The organism is Streptomyces sp. NPDC026500 (assembly GCF_055567635.1).
In genome coordinates this window covers 115213-130184 of the sequence record NZ_JBVHQB010000013.1, presented here as the reverse complement: position 1 = coordinate 130184, position 14972 = coordinate 115213, and the positions used below count along the sequence as shown (strand labels likewise).

At 71.8% G+C, this 14972-nt stretch carries 12 protein-coding genes; 8 read left to right on the top strand and 4 right to left on the bottom strand.

Annotated elements, in window-relative coordinates:
* Nucleotides 1-345 precede the first annotated feature (345 nt).
* Together ACZ4N5_RS23965 and ACZ4N5_RS23960 are read left to right on the top strand one after the other, a co-directional pair.
* Complete coding sequence (locus ACZ4N5_RS23965; RefSeq protein ID WP_467759102.1) at nucleotides 346-1068, top strand: FAD binding domain-containing protein; 723 nt, start codon at nucleotides 346-348, stop codon at nucleotides 1066-1068.
* A gap of 370 nt (nucleotides 1069-1438) precedes the next feature.
* On the top strand, nucleotides 1439-3001 hold the full coding sequence (locus ACZ4N5_RS23960) for an MFS transporter (protein ID WP_467759101.1): 1563 nt from the start codon (nucleotides 1439-1441) through the stop codon (nucleotides 2999-3001).
* A gap of 216 nt (nucleotides 3002-3217) precedes the next feature.
* On the opposite strand, the gene ACZ4N5_RS23955 is transcribed toward ACZ4N5_RS23960, so the two are convergent.
* Nucleotides 3218-3865 carry a TetR/AcrR family transcriptional regulator gene (locus tag ACZ4N5_RS23955; RefSeq protein WP_467759212.1) on the bottom strand — a complete coding sequence of 216 codons (648 nt, stop codon included), beginning with the start codon at nucleotides 3863-3865 and terminating at the stop codon, nucleotides 3218-3220.
* Between the two features lie 230 nt (nucleotides 3866-4095).
* Between ACZ4N5_RS23955 and ACZ4N5_RS23950 the strand changes: the two genes are divergently transcribed.
* Both ACZ4N5_RS23950 and ACZ4N5_RS23945 read left to right on the top strand, forming a co-directional pair.
* Entirely contained in the window at nucleotides 4096-4551 is a 456-nt protein-coding gene (locus tag ACZ4N5_RS23950) for a hypothetical protein (RefSeq protein ID WP_467759100.1), read from the top strand.
* 171 nt (nucleotides 4552-4722) lie between these two features.
* The gene (locus tag ACZ4N5_RS23945; RefSeq protein ID WP_467759099.1) at nucleotides 4723-5901 is read left to right on the top strand and encodes a PP2C family protein-serine/threonine phosphatase; all 1179 of its coding nucleotides are present in this window, start codon (nucleotides 4723-4725) and stop codon (nucleotides 5899-5901) included.
* A 66-nt stretch (nucleotides 5902-5967) separates the two neighbouring features.
* Here the strand turns inward: ACZ4N5_RS23945 and ACZ4N5_RS23940 are convergent, their stop codons facing one another.
* Nucleotides 5968-6564 (bottom strand): hypothetical protein, encoded by a 597-nt coding sequence (locus tag ACZ4N5_RS23940; protein WP_467759098.1) that lies wholly within the window; start codon nucleotides 6562-6564, stop codon nucleotides 5968-5970.
* A gap of 216 nt (nucleotides 6565-6780) precedes the next feature.
* Between ACZ4N5_RS23940 and ACZ4N5_RS23935 the strand changes: the two genes are divergently transcribed.
* Nucleotides 6781-8424 carry an FAD-dependent monooxygenase gene (locus ACZ4N5_RS23935; protein WP_467759097.1) on the top strand — a complete coding sequence of 548 codons (1644 nt, stop codon included), beginning with the start codon at nucleotides 6781-6783 and terminating at the stop codon, nucleotides 8422-8424.
* Nucleotides 8425-8472: 48 nt separating this feature from the next.
* Here ACZ4N5_RS23935 and ACZ4N5_RS23930 read toward each other — a convergent pair whose 3' ends face one another.
* Both ACZ4N5_RS23930 and ACZ4N5_RS23925 read right to left on the bottom strand, forming a co-directional pair.
* Nucleotides 8473-8925, bottom strand: coding sequence for a flavodoxin family protein (locus tag ACZ4N5_RS23930; protein ID WP_467759096.1), 453 nt, complete (start codon nucleotides 8923-8925; stop codon nucleotides 8473-8475).
* A 362-nt stretch (nucleotides 8926-9287) separates the two neighbouring features.
* A complete protein-coding gene (locus ACZ4N5_RS23925) occupies nucleotides 9288-10091 on the bottom strand; it encodes an IclR family transcriptional regulator (protein ID WP_467759095.1) in 804 nt (267 codons plus the stop codon).
* 352 nt (nucleotides 10092-10443) lie between these two features.
* On the opposite strand from ACZ4N5_RS23925, the gene ACZ4N5_RS23920 reads away from it, so the two are divergent.
* The 3 genes from ACZ4N5_RS23920 to ACZ4N5_RS23910 all read left to right on the top strand — a co-directional run bounded on the left by ACZ4N5_RS23920 (nucleotide 10444) and on the right by ACZ4N5_RS23910 (nucleotide 14954).
* Nucleotides 10444-13428 carry an AfsR/SARP family transcriptional regulator gene (locus tag ACZ4N5_RS23920; protein WP_467759094.1) on the top strand — a complete coding sequence of 995 codons (2985 nt, stop codon included), beginning with the start codon at nucleotides 10444-10446 and terminating at the stop codon, nucleotides 13426-13428.
* A gap of 237 nt (nucleotides 13429-13665) precedes the next feature.
* Entirely contained in the window at nucleotides 13666-14862 is a 1197-nt protein-coding gene (locus ACZ4N5_RS23915) for a cytochrome P450 (protein ID WP_467759093.1), read from the top strand.
* Complete coding sequence (locus ACZ4N5_RS23910; protein WP_467759092.1) at nucleotides 14859-14954, top strand: hyalucidin A family RiPP precursor; 96 nt, start codon at nucleotides 14859-14861, stop codon at nucleotides 14952-14954. The genes ACZ4N5_RS23915 and ACZ4N5_RS23910 overlap by 4 nt, the downstream gene beginning before the upstream one ends.
* The last annotated feature ends 18 nt before the right edge of the window (nucleotides 14955-14972 follow it).

The following is a 14972-nucleotide window of genomic DNA, read 5'->3' as shown; positions in this document are numbered from 1 at the left end:
ACCCACCGCCGCCGGAATCCGGCCGCCGTATCACCGTGGTCCGGCATGCGGGCCGATGGGCCGCCTACTCCGGCCGCCACCAGGGTAGTTGACCGCGACACGAAGCAAGTCGTCGCTTGGGAAAGGGAAGTGGCGGGCGGCTGCCGCTCGGTGAGAGCCGACAGCAGGTGCGGGCCTCGGCAAGAGCCCTCGTCGTGAGCGCATCCGCAGGCGGGGCGCACCAGTCGAAGGAGTGTGCCCTGTACGCGCCCCCGTCCCCACCGCGAAAATGCGCCTGTTGACGGTCATTCGGCCCAGACACCGAGTACCCCGCCGCCAAGTCACCAGGAAAGCAGGTCGGCTGCCGTGCTGTTGCGTCTGCCCACATCCGTGTCCGAAGCGCAGGAGTGCATGACCGAGGGAGCGGTGCCGATAGGCGGCGCCACGCTGGTGTGGGCCACCTGGCAACGGGACGGCTTCCCCGACCACGCCATGTCGCTGCGCGACCTCCCGGAGGCCAACGCGATCGGGCGCGAGGCCCTGGGCGCGGCCGTGGTGCTGAACCGTATCGACGACCGTGTGCCGGAGGTGCTGCGCCGGGCGGCCGCTGCGGTAGGGACCGGAGCGGTACGGCGGACGGCCACGGTGGGCGGCAACATCGTCGGCAGCACGCTGCGTTGTCTGTTGCCCGCGGCGCTCGTACTGGACGCCCGAGCGGTGATCCTGGAACCCGAAGGCGTCTCCGAGACCGACCTGGCCGAGGTGCTGGCCAAGCGCCATCTGCTGCTGAGTCTCCACTGGCGCGCGCCGATCGCCAGCAGCTACCACAAGGCCGCCGGCGAGGCGGGTGGGCCATCGCCTCTCGTCGTCGCCGCCGCCGTGCACTCCGCCGACGGTGGACCGACCCGCCTGTGCGTCGCCGTCCGCGACAACGACGAGGTGTTCAGCGAGAGCACCGCGTGCCACACCGATGTCAACGAGGATCTGCGCACTCTGCGGAGCAGTTCCTTCGGCCGTCTTCCCGCCGCGACCTGGGAACTCGTCGACCGACAGGTGACAGATCTTCTCGCACGACCGGCCGGCGCTTAGGAGCCCTCGTCCGGACCTCACTCCGGACCTCATTCCGGACCTCACTCCGGACGCGAGCTCCGGTAGGCGCTCCCCCGCGCACTTCGGGCAGGGCGAGAAGAAATTCAACAGGGGCCGGTCAGTTGTGCCGATCCGGGGGCGGGGGCATCGGCGCGCTCGCTCCCGGTCGGCCGCCGCGTCTGGCTCTCCGGTCCACTGACCAGCACTTTTGCATGGCTCGGTGCCGAGGGGCGGCATACGAACGCGGCCCCTCGGTACCGGTCGGCGGACCGTACCCCTAATTCATCGACGTGGAAATCACTCTCCGGACTCCCGACTCTGGGACCAGGCACCGGGATCCCCCCGGACCGCTCGGACGAAGGACGCCACGATGCCCTCCACGCGCGCCCCTGCCGCCGGTTCCGCACCGGCCGTACGCCACAACCTGATCCTGGTGGTCACCTGCGTCGCCCTCGGCACGGTGGTCGCCGCCATGGCGTCGCTCAATGTGGCGCTGCCCGATCTCGCCCGCGAGACGCATGCGACGCAGACGCAGTTGTCCTGGATCATCGACTCATACAGCCTCGTCTTCGCGTCGCTGCTGCTGCCGGCCGGCGCACTTGGTGACCGTTTCGGCCGCAGGCGGGCCCTGCTCGCGGGATTGGCGATCTTCGGCGCCGGGTCGGCCGCCGCCGCGCTGACGACCGAACCCTCGACACTCATCGTCCTGCGGGGCGTCCTCGGTGTGGGCGCGGCGCTCGTCATGCCGGCCACGCTGTCGACGATCACCAGCACGTTCCCGCGTGCTCAGCGGGCGCGAGCGGTCAGCGTCTGGGCCGCGGTCGCCGGAGCCAGCGCTCTGGTGGGCCTGTTCGCCACCGGAGCCCTGCTGGAGGGCTGGTCGTGGCGCTCGGTGTTCCTGCTGAACGTCGCTCTGGCCCTGGTCGCCCTGGTCGGGACGCTGCTGTTCGTGCCCGAGTCCGCGGAACCGCAGCAGCCGCGGCTCGACATCGGAGGCGCTCTCCTCGCCGTGGTGGGTCTGGTCGCGCTCGTCTACTCGGTCATCGAGGCGCCGACCCGCGGGTGGGCCGACCCGGTCACGCTCGCGGGAATCGGGCTGGGCCTGGTGGTGCTGGCCGGATTCGTCCTCTTCGAACTGCGCCGCGAGAACCCGCTGCTGGACCCCCGGCTGTTCCGCAACCGGCACTTCGCCGCGGGCTCGCTGTCGATCATGCTTCAGTTCTTCGTGTTCTTCGGGTTCATCTTCGTGATGATGCAGTACCTGCAACTGGTGCGGGGCGACAGCGCGCTGATGGCGGCCACCGCCATGCTGCCCATGGCCGTGACCATGGTGCCGGTCTCCCGCGCCGCCCCTCTGCTGGTCGGCCGGTTCGGCTTCCGGGCGCCCTGGGTGGTCGGCCTGGCCGCTGTCGCGGCGGGCATGGGGGTCCTCTCACGGCTCGACGCGTCCAGCCCGTACTGGCTCATCGCCACCGGTCTCGTGCCGCTGGGCGCGGGGATGGGTCTGGCCATGACACCGGCCACGACGTCCATCACGGACGCTCTGCCGCGCTCGCTGCAGAACGTCGGTTCCGCCATGAACGACCTGGCGCGTGAGCTGGGCGGCGCCCTCGGAATCGCCGTCCTCGGCAGCCTGCTCAGTGCCGCCTATCGCGACCACCTGAGCCTGCCCGGTCTGCCGCACCAGGTGGCGGACGCGGCGCGCTCCTCTCTGGCCGCCGCCCACGCCATCGGCGGCCCGGTCTCCGGCCGGGCGACGACCGCCTTCATCGACGGTATGCACCTCGCGCTCCTGGGCGCCGCCGCGGCCGCCGCACTCGCCGCCGTCGCCGTCGCCCTGCTGCTGCGTTCCGCTCCGCGGCCGGAGGTGCCCGCCGACGACCACGAGGTGCCGCGCACCGCCGGTGCGCAGGAGCAGCCCTCGTACCTCTGAGACCTCCGGGCCGGCGCCTCGCCCTGTGCGAGGTGCCGGCCTTCGGTGCGTCGGGGAACCGCGCTGCGTACGACGGAACCGGCCAGCAGATCGGAAGCGCGCCACCGGTCGGAAGCGGAACGTCCGTCACTCCACCGGTCAGGAGCGCGGCGCCGGTCAGGAGCGCGGCGCCGGTCGACCCACCGGCCGGAAGCAGGACGTCCGTCACCCCACCGGTCAGGGGCGCCGCGCGGGTCGCCCCGCCGGTCGGGCGTTCGGCGCCGAGCGTCCGGGGCCGCGCAGTGCCTGTCGCAGCTGCGGGCTCACGAAGCGGACCAGTTCGTCGGTCGTCATGGAAACGATCGGCTCCAGGCGCAGCAGATAGCGGGTGGCGATCAGTCCGACGATCACGGTGGTGAACGAGGCGGCGCGTTGCCGGGCCTCCCGTCCCGGAACGAGGGTCCCGATCCGGTCCACGATCTCGCGCTCCACCGCCTCTTTGACCAGTCCGCCGAGAGGGTCGTCGTCGATCGCGCTCTTCAGCATCGTGAGCAGGGACGGGCCCGTCACGGGATCGTCCCAGATGGCGACGACCTGACGGATGACGCGTTCCGGGAACGTATTGAGGTCCCCTTCTTCCACGACCCTCGCGAGGACTTCGGCCGGGTTCGCGCCCAGCGCCAGAGCGGCACCGAACAACCCCTTCTTGGACCCGAAGTAGTAGCTGATCAGAGCGAGATCGACCCCGGCCTCACCGGCGATGGACCGCAGGGTCACCGCCTGATAGCCGTCTTCGAGGAAGCGGCGGCGCGCGGCGTCCAGGATCGCGGCCCGGGTGTCCGGGCTTCCCGGTCTGCGCCCACGGGGCGACCCGGGTTTATTCATCACGGACGAATTCTAGAGCGACGGCGCGCCCGGGGGACCAGGCGGGACAGGGGTGGACCGGCTCGTTCCGGTGCGTTCCGGTGCGCTCCGGTGCGTTCCGGTGGTGGGTACTTCTCACGAAATGGTGTCGTTAATCCGTATGAGTGGAACATCACAAGGCAAAGCCGTAGCGTCGAGGCAGAGCCGACACGCTGACGGCCACATGACAGAGCGTCCCGCACGGAGCTGATATGCGCAGAAATTCAATCCGGACCGCGATCACCGTCTGCGCGGCCGCGTCGCTCGCAGCAGTGATGGGGACCGCGTCCGCCGCCCCCGCGGCCTCGCACGCCGCGAAGCAGCGACAGGCGACCCCCGTACTCGTGGACTGCTTCTGGCACCCGGATGTGCGCCCCGCCAACTTCATCCTGGCCTGCGGCGACGGCAACAGCCGCCTCGTCTCACTCCACTGGTCGCACTGGAACCGGAACTCGGCGGTGGCCGAGGGCGTCAACATGGTGAACGACTGCAAGCCGTACTGCGCGGCGGGCAAGTTCCACTCGTACCCGGTCGTCGTCCTGCTGGACCACCCGCAGCAGTGGAAGAAGAAGCCGCAACTGCAGCACTACTCGCAGATGACGCTGGTGTACACCCACGACCGGCCGGAGGGATACGCGCACGCGGTCAGCTACCCGCTGTGGAACTGACGGCCGCCGCCCGTCGCGGACCCGGCGTCGCGCCCTGACGGACCCGGCCCGAGGCCGCTCCGGGGTCGCCTGAGACCCCGACGCTCGCGTCGGACTCGCCGACGGTGCTGTGGCCGTGGAGGCCACGGCCACAGAATCAGGTACAAAATGGGGCATGTGGGTATCCGGCGCATGTCAGTGGACCGTCTCGTGGAGCAACCGTCGGGCCGCGGTCTGGTGGCGATTCCACTCGCGTTGATCGTCGTGATCACCGTGGTGGACATACGCTCCCCCGCTGACGTCCACCTGGGCCCCTTGCTGGTCATCGCGCCGACCCTCACCGCCTCGCTCGCGGGCCCCTTGCTGACGGCTCTGGTCGGGGTGCTGGCCGTGACCGCCCAAGTGGTCATCGCCATCCTGCACGGCGGAATCGGCACCACCAATCACATCGCGCAGATAATCGCCCTGGTGGTCCTCTCCGCGCTGGTGGTGTTCGTGTGCCGTGTACGGGAGCGGCGCGCCCGGGAACTGGTGCGGGCACGTTCGGTCGCCGAGACCGCGCAACGGGTTCTGCTGCGGCCCCCGCCGCGAAGGATCGGTCCGCTGCGCGTGGCCTGGCTGTATCTGGCGGCCGAGGACGACACCCAGATCGGCGGCGACCTGTTCGCGATCTCCCGCGCCGCCGGCTCGTCCACCCGCGTCATCATCGGCGACGTCCGGGGCAAGGGGCTGGCCGCCATCGGTGAGGCCTCGGTGGTGCTGGGCGCGTTCCGTGAGGGCGCCCACCGGTACGCCACGCTGCCCGAACTGACCGCGGCGCTCGAGGTGAGCGTGTGCCGGGATCTGGACGAGGTCGCCGACACCGAGCACGACCCGGGCGAACACTTCGTCACCGCGCTCGTTCTCGACATCCCCGACGACGGCACACAGGTCGAAATGATCAACTGCGGCCACCCGCCGCCCCTGCTTCTGCGCGATCACAAGGTCTCCGTCCTGCACGCACGACACCCCGTGCCCCCGCTGGGCATGTGCGAGCTGCCCGCGGCCAGCCACCGCACCGACCCGTTCGCCTTCGAAGGCGGCGACTTCCTGCTGCTGTACACCGACGGCGTGATCGAGGCCCGCTCCCCGGAAGGAACCTTCTACCCCCTGGTCGAGCGGGTCGCCTCCTTTCCCGCCTCCAGCCCCGACGACCTGCTGCGCCGGATCCACGACGACCTCGTGCGGCACATCGGTGACGAGCCCGGTGACGACGCCGCCTTCCTGGTCATCGAGCGCATCGCCTCCCACCACCTCCACCTCCCGCACCGTCCTCTGGACGGCCACCACCGCCTCCGCGCCGACGGATCCACGCCTCCCGCACAACGCTGAACGAGCACGGGAGCAACTCCGCGCCCGGCAAGAGGAGACGGAGGCCGGCTCAGGCCCCCGTGACGGTCAGACAGTGGCCCGCTCGCGGCCGTGCCGTGCGGCGTACTGGTCCGGGTAGCGCTCGGTGAACCGGACCGCGAGGACCAGGAGGGCCACCGGGATGACCCAGTTCAGCCAGTCCGAGGAGCCCTCGGTGTGGACGGCGACGAGGCCGAGTACGGCGATGACCACGAAGACGCCGCCCCAGACCGCCGTGAGGACGAGGTTGATGTGCCGGAACGCGGGCGAGTCCCAGTACTCGCGCGGCGTCGACTCCCGCGCGTACTGAGCCGTGAACGGATCGAACGCCAGGGAGACGAGGGCCACGACGGCGATCACCCCGTTCGCCAGTACCTGCGCGTAGGTCTCCAGCCAGATGAGGTCGTGGCGGTCCACGGCGAGCGCGAGCACGCTGAGGACCGCGAAGAAGACGATACCCGTGACCTCAAGGATCTTCGGCCGGCCGCGGCGGATGTCATCGACGTTCAGCACCACCGATGCCAGCAGGGCGGCCAGCGCCGCGTACTTCCAGGTGCTGGGGCTCGCCACGACATCGAAGATGATCCACGGCGCGAAGGCGAAGAAGATGCCGCCCGTTCGTCCGGCCGGTTCGGTGCGTGCCACTGCGCATCTCCCGTGGGGGCGGTACGGGGTGAGGCTCGGTGCCCCTCCGCTCTCGTCCATCGTGGCTTCCACCTGCTCCGTTCGCATCCGATGCGCCGTCACTCCGGGAGGCGCACGGGCTTCCCGCACCGGTGCTCGAGTAGCGAGGCCGGTCGCCGCGGGGCCACGATGGAACGAGATCGACTCGACGCAGGGGGCGTACGCAGGGAGGCTCCCGTGGCGCACACCTTCGGAACCGACGTCGTGGTGGCGGGTGCGGGCCCGGTCGGTCTCACAGCGGCCGCGGAGCTGCGCAGACGCGGGGTGCGCTGCCGTGTCGTCGACCGGCTCCCGGCACGGTTGCCGTACGCGAAGGCGGTGGGCATCCAGCCGCGCACGCTGGAGATCTGGGACCACATGGGGCTCGCCCGCACGGCCCTGGAGGCGGCGGTACCGATGTACGGGCAGCTGGCGTACGTCAACGGCGTCGAACAGCCCCGGATCGACCTCGTTCTGCCGCCCGAAGTGCCGTACGGCTTCGCCGCGTTGCCGCAGTACGAGACCGAGCGCATCCTCGACGGGTTCCTCGCGCGGTTCGGGACCGGGATCGAACGGGGCACGGAGCTGGTCTCGTTCAGCCAGGACGCCGACGGCGTGACGGTCGCGCTGCGGTCGGCGTCCGGGGCCGAGGAGGAGGTCAGGGCACGCTATCTGGTGGGCTGCGACGGCGCGCACAGCGTGGTGCGCAAGCAGTTGGGTCTCACCTTCGAGGGCAGCGCGTTCCCGGAGGAGTACATGCTCGGTGACGTCGAGGTGGACTGGGACCTGCCGCCGGGGTACGGCGTCCGCGCCATGCACCGGGACGCGGACGGCGAGGCGGACGACCTGCTGGTGTGCATCCCGCTGCCCGGCCGGGGACGGTACCGGATGTCGATGATGGTCCCGCCCGAACTCTCCGCGGCGGGGCGGCAGGACGGTCCGGCCGATCCGGCCGACGGCGTCGTCCACGGGCTGGAGAGCGCACACGCGCCCGCGCTCTCCGACATCCAGGCCGTGCTGGACCGGCTGTCCCCGCAGCCCACGACCGCCTCGGCCCTGCGCTGGTCCTCGGTGTTCCGCATCAGCCACCGGATCGTCGACCGGTATGGCGAGGGCCGCGTCTTCGTCGCCGGGGACGCGGCGCACATCCACCCCCCGACCGGCGCCCAGGGCATGAACACCGGTATCCAGGACGCCTGGAACCTGGCCTGGAAACTCGCCCTCGCCATCGGGGGCGGCGCGCACCGCGACCTGGCGGCGAGTTACGACGCCGAGCGGCGGCCGGTCGGCGAGGAAGTTGTCGAACGCACGGTCCGGCACGCCACTCAGGGCGTTCAGGCCGACCCGCTCGACCCGCGGACCATGATGCTGCGCGAGGCCCAGCTGCTCGTCGGCTACCGCGGCAGCCCGCTCGTGGATCCGGCGTCCGAGGGACCCGGCCCCCAGCCGGGCGACCGGGCACCGGACTGCGGCGGCCTCTCGGCGCACATCGCCGCCTTTCACCTGCGCCTGTACGACCTCCTGCGCGACCGCGGACATGTGCTGCTGTTGTTCGGGGACGACGATCGGGACGGGCAACTCGCCGACGTGGCGGGCGAGTTCTCCGAGGGACGCGTCGACACCTGCGTGATCCGGCCCGCCGGCTCCTCCACCGACACCGCCGGCCCGCCGGCGTACGTCGACACGCTCGGCGAGTTCGCCCGCCTCTACGCGGTCTCCGACGGGGCGACGGCCTTCCTGGTCCGCCCCGACGGGTACATCGACGCCCGGCTCTCCCCGCCGACGGCGGCGCACCTGACGGCCCACCTCGCCCGCACGTTCACCCCGAACTCCGGGAGCTAGCGGGACTGCGCCGCGGCGGCCGCGACAGGCTGCCGCAACCTATCTGGATCAGTCCATCAGCTGGGCGGCGAGGGTCGCGCCGAGTTCCCAGCACGCCTCGATGTCGGCCTTGCCCGGCTCGCCGGTCACCTTCACGGCCTCGGCCGCACGGCGCCAGCCGAGGCCGGTCGTGATCGACTCGACGCCGCGCGCCGCCCCCGTGACGTCGTTTCCGCCATGCACGTAGTAGCCGAAGGGGCGCGCGGCCGTCGCGTCCAGGCACGGGTAGTAGACCTGGTCGAAGAAATGCTTCAGCGCGCCCGACATGTAGCCGAGGTTCGCCGGGGTGCCGAGCACATAGCCGTCGGCGGCGAGCACATCCGAAGCGGTCGCCTCCAGCGCCGCCCGCCTCACCACCCGGACGCCCTCGATCTCGGGCGCCGTCGCGCCGGAGAGCACGGCTTCGAACATGGCCTGGCAGTTGGGCGAGGGCGTGTGATGCACGATCAGCAGAGTAGGCACACCCCGCACCCTGCCGCGCGGCCCGCCACCACCGCAAGCACCACCCCGACGAGCCGACGAGCGACGGCCGACTGGGAGAGGCTTCCCCCGAAGCCCCCGCGTCGCCCGTGAGGCGCTCCACTTCACCTTGCGCGTTTCGCCCGGCGGGTCCAACGCAGGACCCTCTGGACAGCTGATATGCTCGATCTTGAGCCCGCACCGATCACTCGGTGACGAGCCCGGCGTTGGTGGTCCAAGGAAAGACGCCCCGCTTCCTGCGGGGAAATGCAGGTGCAAGGCCTGCCCGGCGCTCCACACGCACCGCCTCCGGTGATTCCGGAGGCGGTGCTTTTTTGTGCGGCCCGGAAGCCGGGCATTCACCGTCAACGGCCCCGCAGCCCCGCGCTGATCGTCCTTCCCGCGCGCTGAACGACATCGGCGAGGCGGTCCAGCCGGTGCCCGGCATCGGTGACGACGGACAGCGCCGCCACCGTGACACCGCCGGGCCCCTTCAGCGGCACGGCCACACAGCACACGCCCGTCACCAACTCCTCGCGGTCGAAGGCGACGCCCTCTTCCCGGATGACGGCCGCCTCCCGCTGCCAGGTGCCGGGCTGCGGGCCCAGCGGCAGTCGGGGAGGCGCCCCGGCGACCAGAACCTTGCCCGCCGCGGTGAACCAGGGCCACACCACGTCGAGGCGCAGCTGATCGCGGACGGCGTCAGGGGCGCCGGCGGTCCAGTCCAGGACCAGGGTCTGTCCCTCCCGCAGCACGTTGACCCCGACCATCGCACCGGTCATCTGCGCCAGACGACGGGCCGACTCCCAGGTGGCCGCCCTGAGTCCGGGGTGCGGCTGCCACCGCTGGCCGAGCCGGAACAGCCTCGGCCCCATCCGGTACCCGCCGACACACCGCTCCACCGCTCCCAGGTCCACCAGTTGTTCCAACAGCCGGTAGGCGGTGGTCTTGGGCAGGCCGCAGTCCGCCGCCAGCCGGGTCAGACCCGCGACCTGAGTCCGTTCCAACGCTCCCAACAACGCGAAGGCGCCCTCCAGTACGCTCCGTCCGCCGGCGTCCGCGGACGGCACGGCGACCGGCTCGGCCGGCCGTTCCGCGTGCCGGAGCGGATACCTGTCCGAACCTCTCGTGCCGACCGTCTCCGTGCGTCGCCTCTCATACGTGTCCATCGCCTCGTCACACTCCCCCGATCACTTCCCCGTGTGCGGTCCGGCGGCCGGCCATTCGTGCGACACGCGCCCCGGGCCGGTCATGCCCGGAGCGGTCCGTCCGACGGTTCCGGCCCAGGCCATGACCGGAGCCGGGACCGGGCACCTGGACATGGGCCCGACTCTCCCGTCCCGCGCGGCACTTCACTCCTGATCGCGCCTCTTCCGCACCGCGGCGGCCGCGGGCATATGCGATTCCGCCGCGCCACCAGCGTGGCCCCCGAGCGTTGGTCGCAACGTTGTCGATAGCTTGTCGCCCAGCACTTGCGGATGCGCGACGGTGAAAGGCGATCTGCACGGGGGTGCGGACATCGTGGTGGAATTACGGCTGCTGGGCCCGGTGGAATTCGCGGAGCACGGAAACGCGAGGGAAGTGGGCCCGCCGCAACGACGTGCCGTGCTGGCGGCACTGGCCGTCGACACCGCACTGCCCGTGGCGACCGACGTACTGATCACCAGGGTGTGGGGCACCGAACCCCCGGACGGCGCACGGCGCGCCCTGCACGCGCACATCGCCCGGATCCGTCGGCTCTGCGAGCAACTCGGCGAGGTGGACGACGTACGGTTCCGGCTGGTCCGGCGCTCCGGCGGTTACGTCCTGGAAGCGGGCCCGGACCAGGTGGACATCCTGCGCTTCCGGCACCTCGTCGGCGGGGCCCGGGAGGCGAGGCGGTCCGACGACGCGCGGGCATCCCTGCTGCGGGAGGCCCTCGGCCTGTGGCGCGGTGAACCTCTCGCCGGACTGAGCGGCCAGTGGGCTGCACGGGTGCGCGAGGCATGGCGACGGCAGCATGTGGACGCCGCCGTCGGTTGGGCCCGGCTGACGCTGCGGGCCGGGGACCCCGCCACCGTGATCGGCCCGCTCGGTGATCTGCTCGGCGAGTATCCGCTGGTGGAACCGCTCAGCGAGGCCCTGATGCGCGCGCTGCACGCCGCGGGACGCGGCGCCGAGGCCCTCGACTCCTACGCCGCTCTGCGCCGACGGCTGACCGAGGAGCTCGGTTCCGACCCCTCGCCCGGCCTCCAGGACGTCCACCAGGCCATACTGCGCGGCAGTCTGTCCCCGCCCCCGGCGTGGCCGACAGCCACCGGCGCGACGGACGACGCCACCATCGCGATGTCCTTCACCCCGACGCCCCCCGAACCACCGACACCTCCGCCACCTCCACCGCCGCCCACCGCGACGGCCCGGTTGGGCGAGTTACCGGCCCAACTACCCATGGGGGTACGAGGCTTCACGGGCCGACAGGACGAACTCGCACACCTCGACGGACTCCTCGCGGCGACAGCGGGGCAACCGCGGGGCGTGGTGATCTGCGCCGTGTCCGGCACCGCGGGCGCGGGGAAGACGGCACTGGCCGTTCACTGGGCGCGCACCGCACAAGGCGCCTTCCCCGACGGGCAGTTGTACGTGAACCTGCGCGGATTCGCCCCGGGCGGGCCGGTCATGGACCCGGCGGAGGCGCTGCGGGGCTTCCTCGACGCGTTCGGCGTGCCGCCGAGCCGCATTCCGGTCGGCCTCGACGCGCAGGCGGGCCTCTACCGCAGCCTGCTCACCGGGCGGCGTGTCCTCGTCGTCCTCGACAACGCCCGCGACGCCGAGCAGATCCGCCCCCTGCTGCCCGGTTCACCCGGCTGCATGGCACTCGTGACCAGCCGCAACCTGCTCACCGGACTGGCCGCCGCCGAGGGCGCCCACCTCCTCGCCCTTGGGCTGCTCACTCCCGACGAGGCACTGGACCTGCTGACCGGGCGGCTGGGCGCCGACCGCACCGAGGCCGAGCCGTCAGCCGTGCGGGAGATCGTCGACCGCTGCGCCGGACTGCCCCTCGCCCTCGCCGTCGTGGCCGCGCGCGCCGCCGCCGATCCCGGGCTGCCGCTCGCCCGGCTCGCCCAGGAACTGCGCCTGGCCGACAGCCGGCTCGACGCCCTCGACGGCGGGGAGCCGGCCAGTCAGATACGGACCGTGTTCTCCTGGTCGTATCAGGCGCTGCGCCCCGAGGCCGCCCGGGTGTTCCGGCTCATCGGGCTGCATCCCGGGCCCGACACGGCTCTCCCCGCCGCCGCCGCGCTGGCCGGGGCGCGACCGGCGGAGATACGTCCGCTGCTCACGGAACTGGTGCGCGGACACCTGCAGACAGAGACCGCCGCACGCCGGTACTCCTTCCACGACCTGCTGCGCGCCTACGCCGCCGAACTGGTCGCCACGCACGACAGTGAGGCCGTCCGGCGCGACGCCACGCTCCGGATGCTGGACCACTATGCGCACACGGCGCACCGAGCGGACGTACTGCTGACCCCCCAGCCCCGTCCGGTGCCGCTCCCGTCCCCTCAACCAGGCACTGGTCCCATCGAGTTGATGGATCATCAGCAGGCCCAGGAGTGGTTCCGCGGTGAGCTTCCCGTGCTCCTCGCCGCCGTGCACCGGGCCGCGGCCGAGGGCTTCGACGCGCACACCTGGAGACTCGCCTCGGCCCTCACCACCTTCCTCGACCGGCATGGACACTGGCGGGCGCTGGCCGACGTGCAGGCCGCCGCCCTGGACGCCGCCCGGCGGCAGGGCGACACGGCGGGCCAGGCGGACGCGCACCGCGGACTCGGCCTGGCGCACGACCGGTTGACCCGGCGCGACGAGGCGCGTACCCACTACTTACTCGCTCTCCAGTTGTTCGGGGCTCTCGGCCACCACGCCGGACAGGCCCGCACCCATCAGCACCTCGCCCGGATGAGCGCCGCGCAGCAGCTTCACCAGCAGGCCCTCGCGCACGCCCATCACAGCCTCGCGCACTACCGGGCGGCCGACGACCGGGCCGGGCAGTCCGCCGCCCTCAACCACATCGGATGGCTGCATGCCCAACTCGGCTACCAGGAGAAGGCACTTGTCCACTGCCGGCAGGCACTGGTCCTGGCCGAGGAGACGGGGGATCTGAACGGGCAGGCACACATCTGGGACAGCCTCGGCTACATCCACCACCATCTCGCCCAGTACGCCCAGGCCGTCGACTGCTACCAGCAGGCTGTCGCCCTGTTCCACCGCACCGGCGAATTCCACAGCGAGGCCGCGAGCCTCGTCTGCCTCGGCGACATCCATCACGCCTGCTCCGCCCCCCGCGCCGCCCACGGCGCGTGGGCGCGGGCTCTGACCATCGCCGCCGACCGGCTCGGCCTCGCCGACACGGATCCGCTGCGGACCGGCCTGCTCCCCCGGCTCCGTCTCCCCCACATCCGCGCCGCGGGCGGGCGAGTCCGTCCCGGCAGCGCGTGGTCACCCCACAGGCCGGGCTCGGCCCTGGCCTGAGGCCGGATGTCGCCGTCACCCGGTCCGCTGAACGGAACCGGCGGTGACACGGCTGACGCGGGCCGCCACGCTGCTCTACGGCGGTCCCGCATTCCCGGGGGCCGTCGACGGGTGCGAGGAACCTTCGGCCCGGTGACCGTCGCATCGCTGAGCCGACCCCTTCGCCGGCTGGCGCGGTTCTCAACAAGATCCGGTGCAGGGCGCGATGCCGCCACCGCGCCCCGAAGGAGGATCCCCATGGAGTCGTCCGCGACGCGCGGCGCCGGTACGAAGAGCGGGACCGGCCACGGCAGGTCCCGCGCTCACCGCCGGGGCGGCGACCCGCTCACCTCGCTGTCCGAGGAGTTCGACGGTGTCCACGACGTGTGGCGTACGGCGTCGGGCGCGGTCTGCGTGGCCGATCCGGCGACCGCCCGTGACGTGCTGGGCAACCGGCACGCGACTGTCGCCCCGACCTCGGACTTCTACCGCACCCGGCACGGGGTGTTCGGACCCCGTGCCGCGCAGATCGAGATCGGGCGGAACGCGCGGGCGTTGCTGCGACGGCATCTGCGCGAGCGGCGGTCGGAGTTGCCGGACCTGGTCGCGGAACGGCTCGCACCGCGGAGCGTCTGGCCCGACGCGGGCAATCTGCTGGTCCACCGACATCTGCGCGACGCCCTGCTGTGCCCGGACACGCCGGCCCGACTCCGCACCACCGTCGAGGAGATCGTCGGCCGGGCGGTATTGGCGGGCGCGCGCGGACAGCACTCGCCCGTGTCCCGCCTGCTCTTCCGGCGCCGTGCCCTGCGCGTCCTGCTGGCCGAGATCCACGCCCGGCGCGACCGGGCCGGGGACGCACCGCGTGACCTTCTCGACGTCACCGTCTTCGGCGGTGGCCCCACCGCGGACGTCCGGGATCTCGCCGAGGTGTATCTGTCCTTCCTGTTCGCCACGGTCGGGTCGATCGGGTTCGCCCTGGGCTGGTCGGTCTACCTCACCGGGCTGCATCCGAACTACCGCTCTGCCGAACCGAGTTGGCTGGTGCGTGAAGCCATGCGGCTGTGGCCGGTCGCTTGGCTGTTCGGCCGTACCCCGAGCCGTGAGCACCAGTTGTCCGGCCTGACCGTCACCCCGCGCGACCAGTTGGCCGTCTGTACCTACCTGGTCCACCGCAACCCACGGCACTGGGAGCGGCCGGACGAGTTCCTGCCGCAGCGCTGGGCCGAGCCCGTGCCCGATCCGGCGTTCCTCCCGTTCGGACACGGACCGCACAGCTGCGCGGGCGCCACGGTGACCATGCGGCTGCTGGAGGACCTCGTAGGTCTCATCACCCGTGACTGGCGTCTGTCGGTCACCCCGTACGGCGACGGACCCCAGGTGGGTCCCGCGCTGGCGCCGCCCCGCTTCACGGCGACGCTCGACGATCCCGACGGCTGCCCCGAAAGGGGGTGAACCCAGTGACTTCTCTGTACCGGCAGGTCAAGTCCGCTCTCAACATTCGCGGCATCTACGGCACGTTCTGGTACCTGTACCACCACATCTGATCCGGCCCGGCGCGGGGA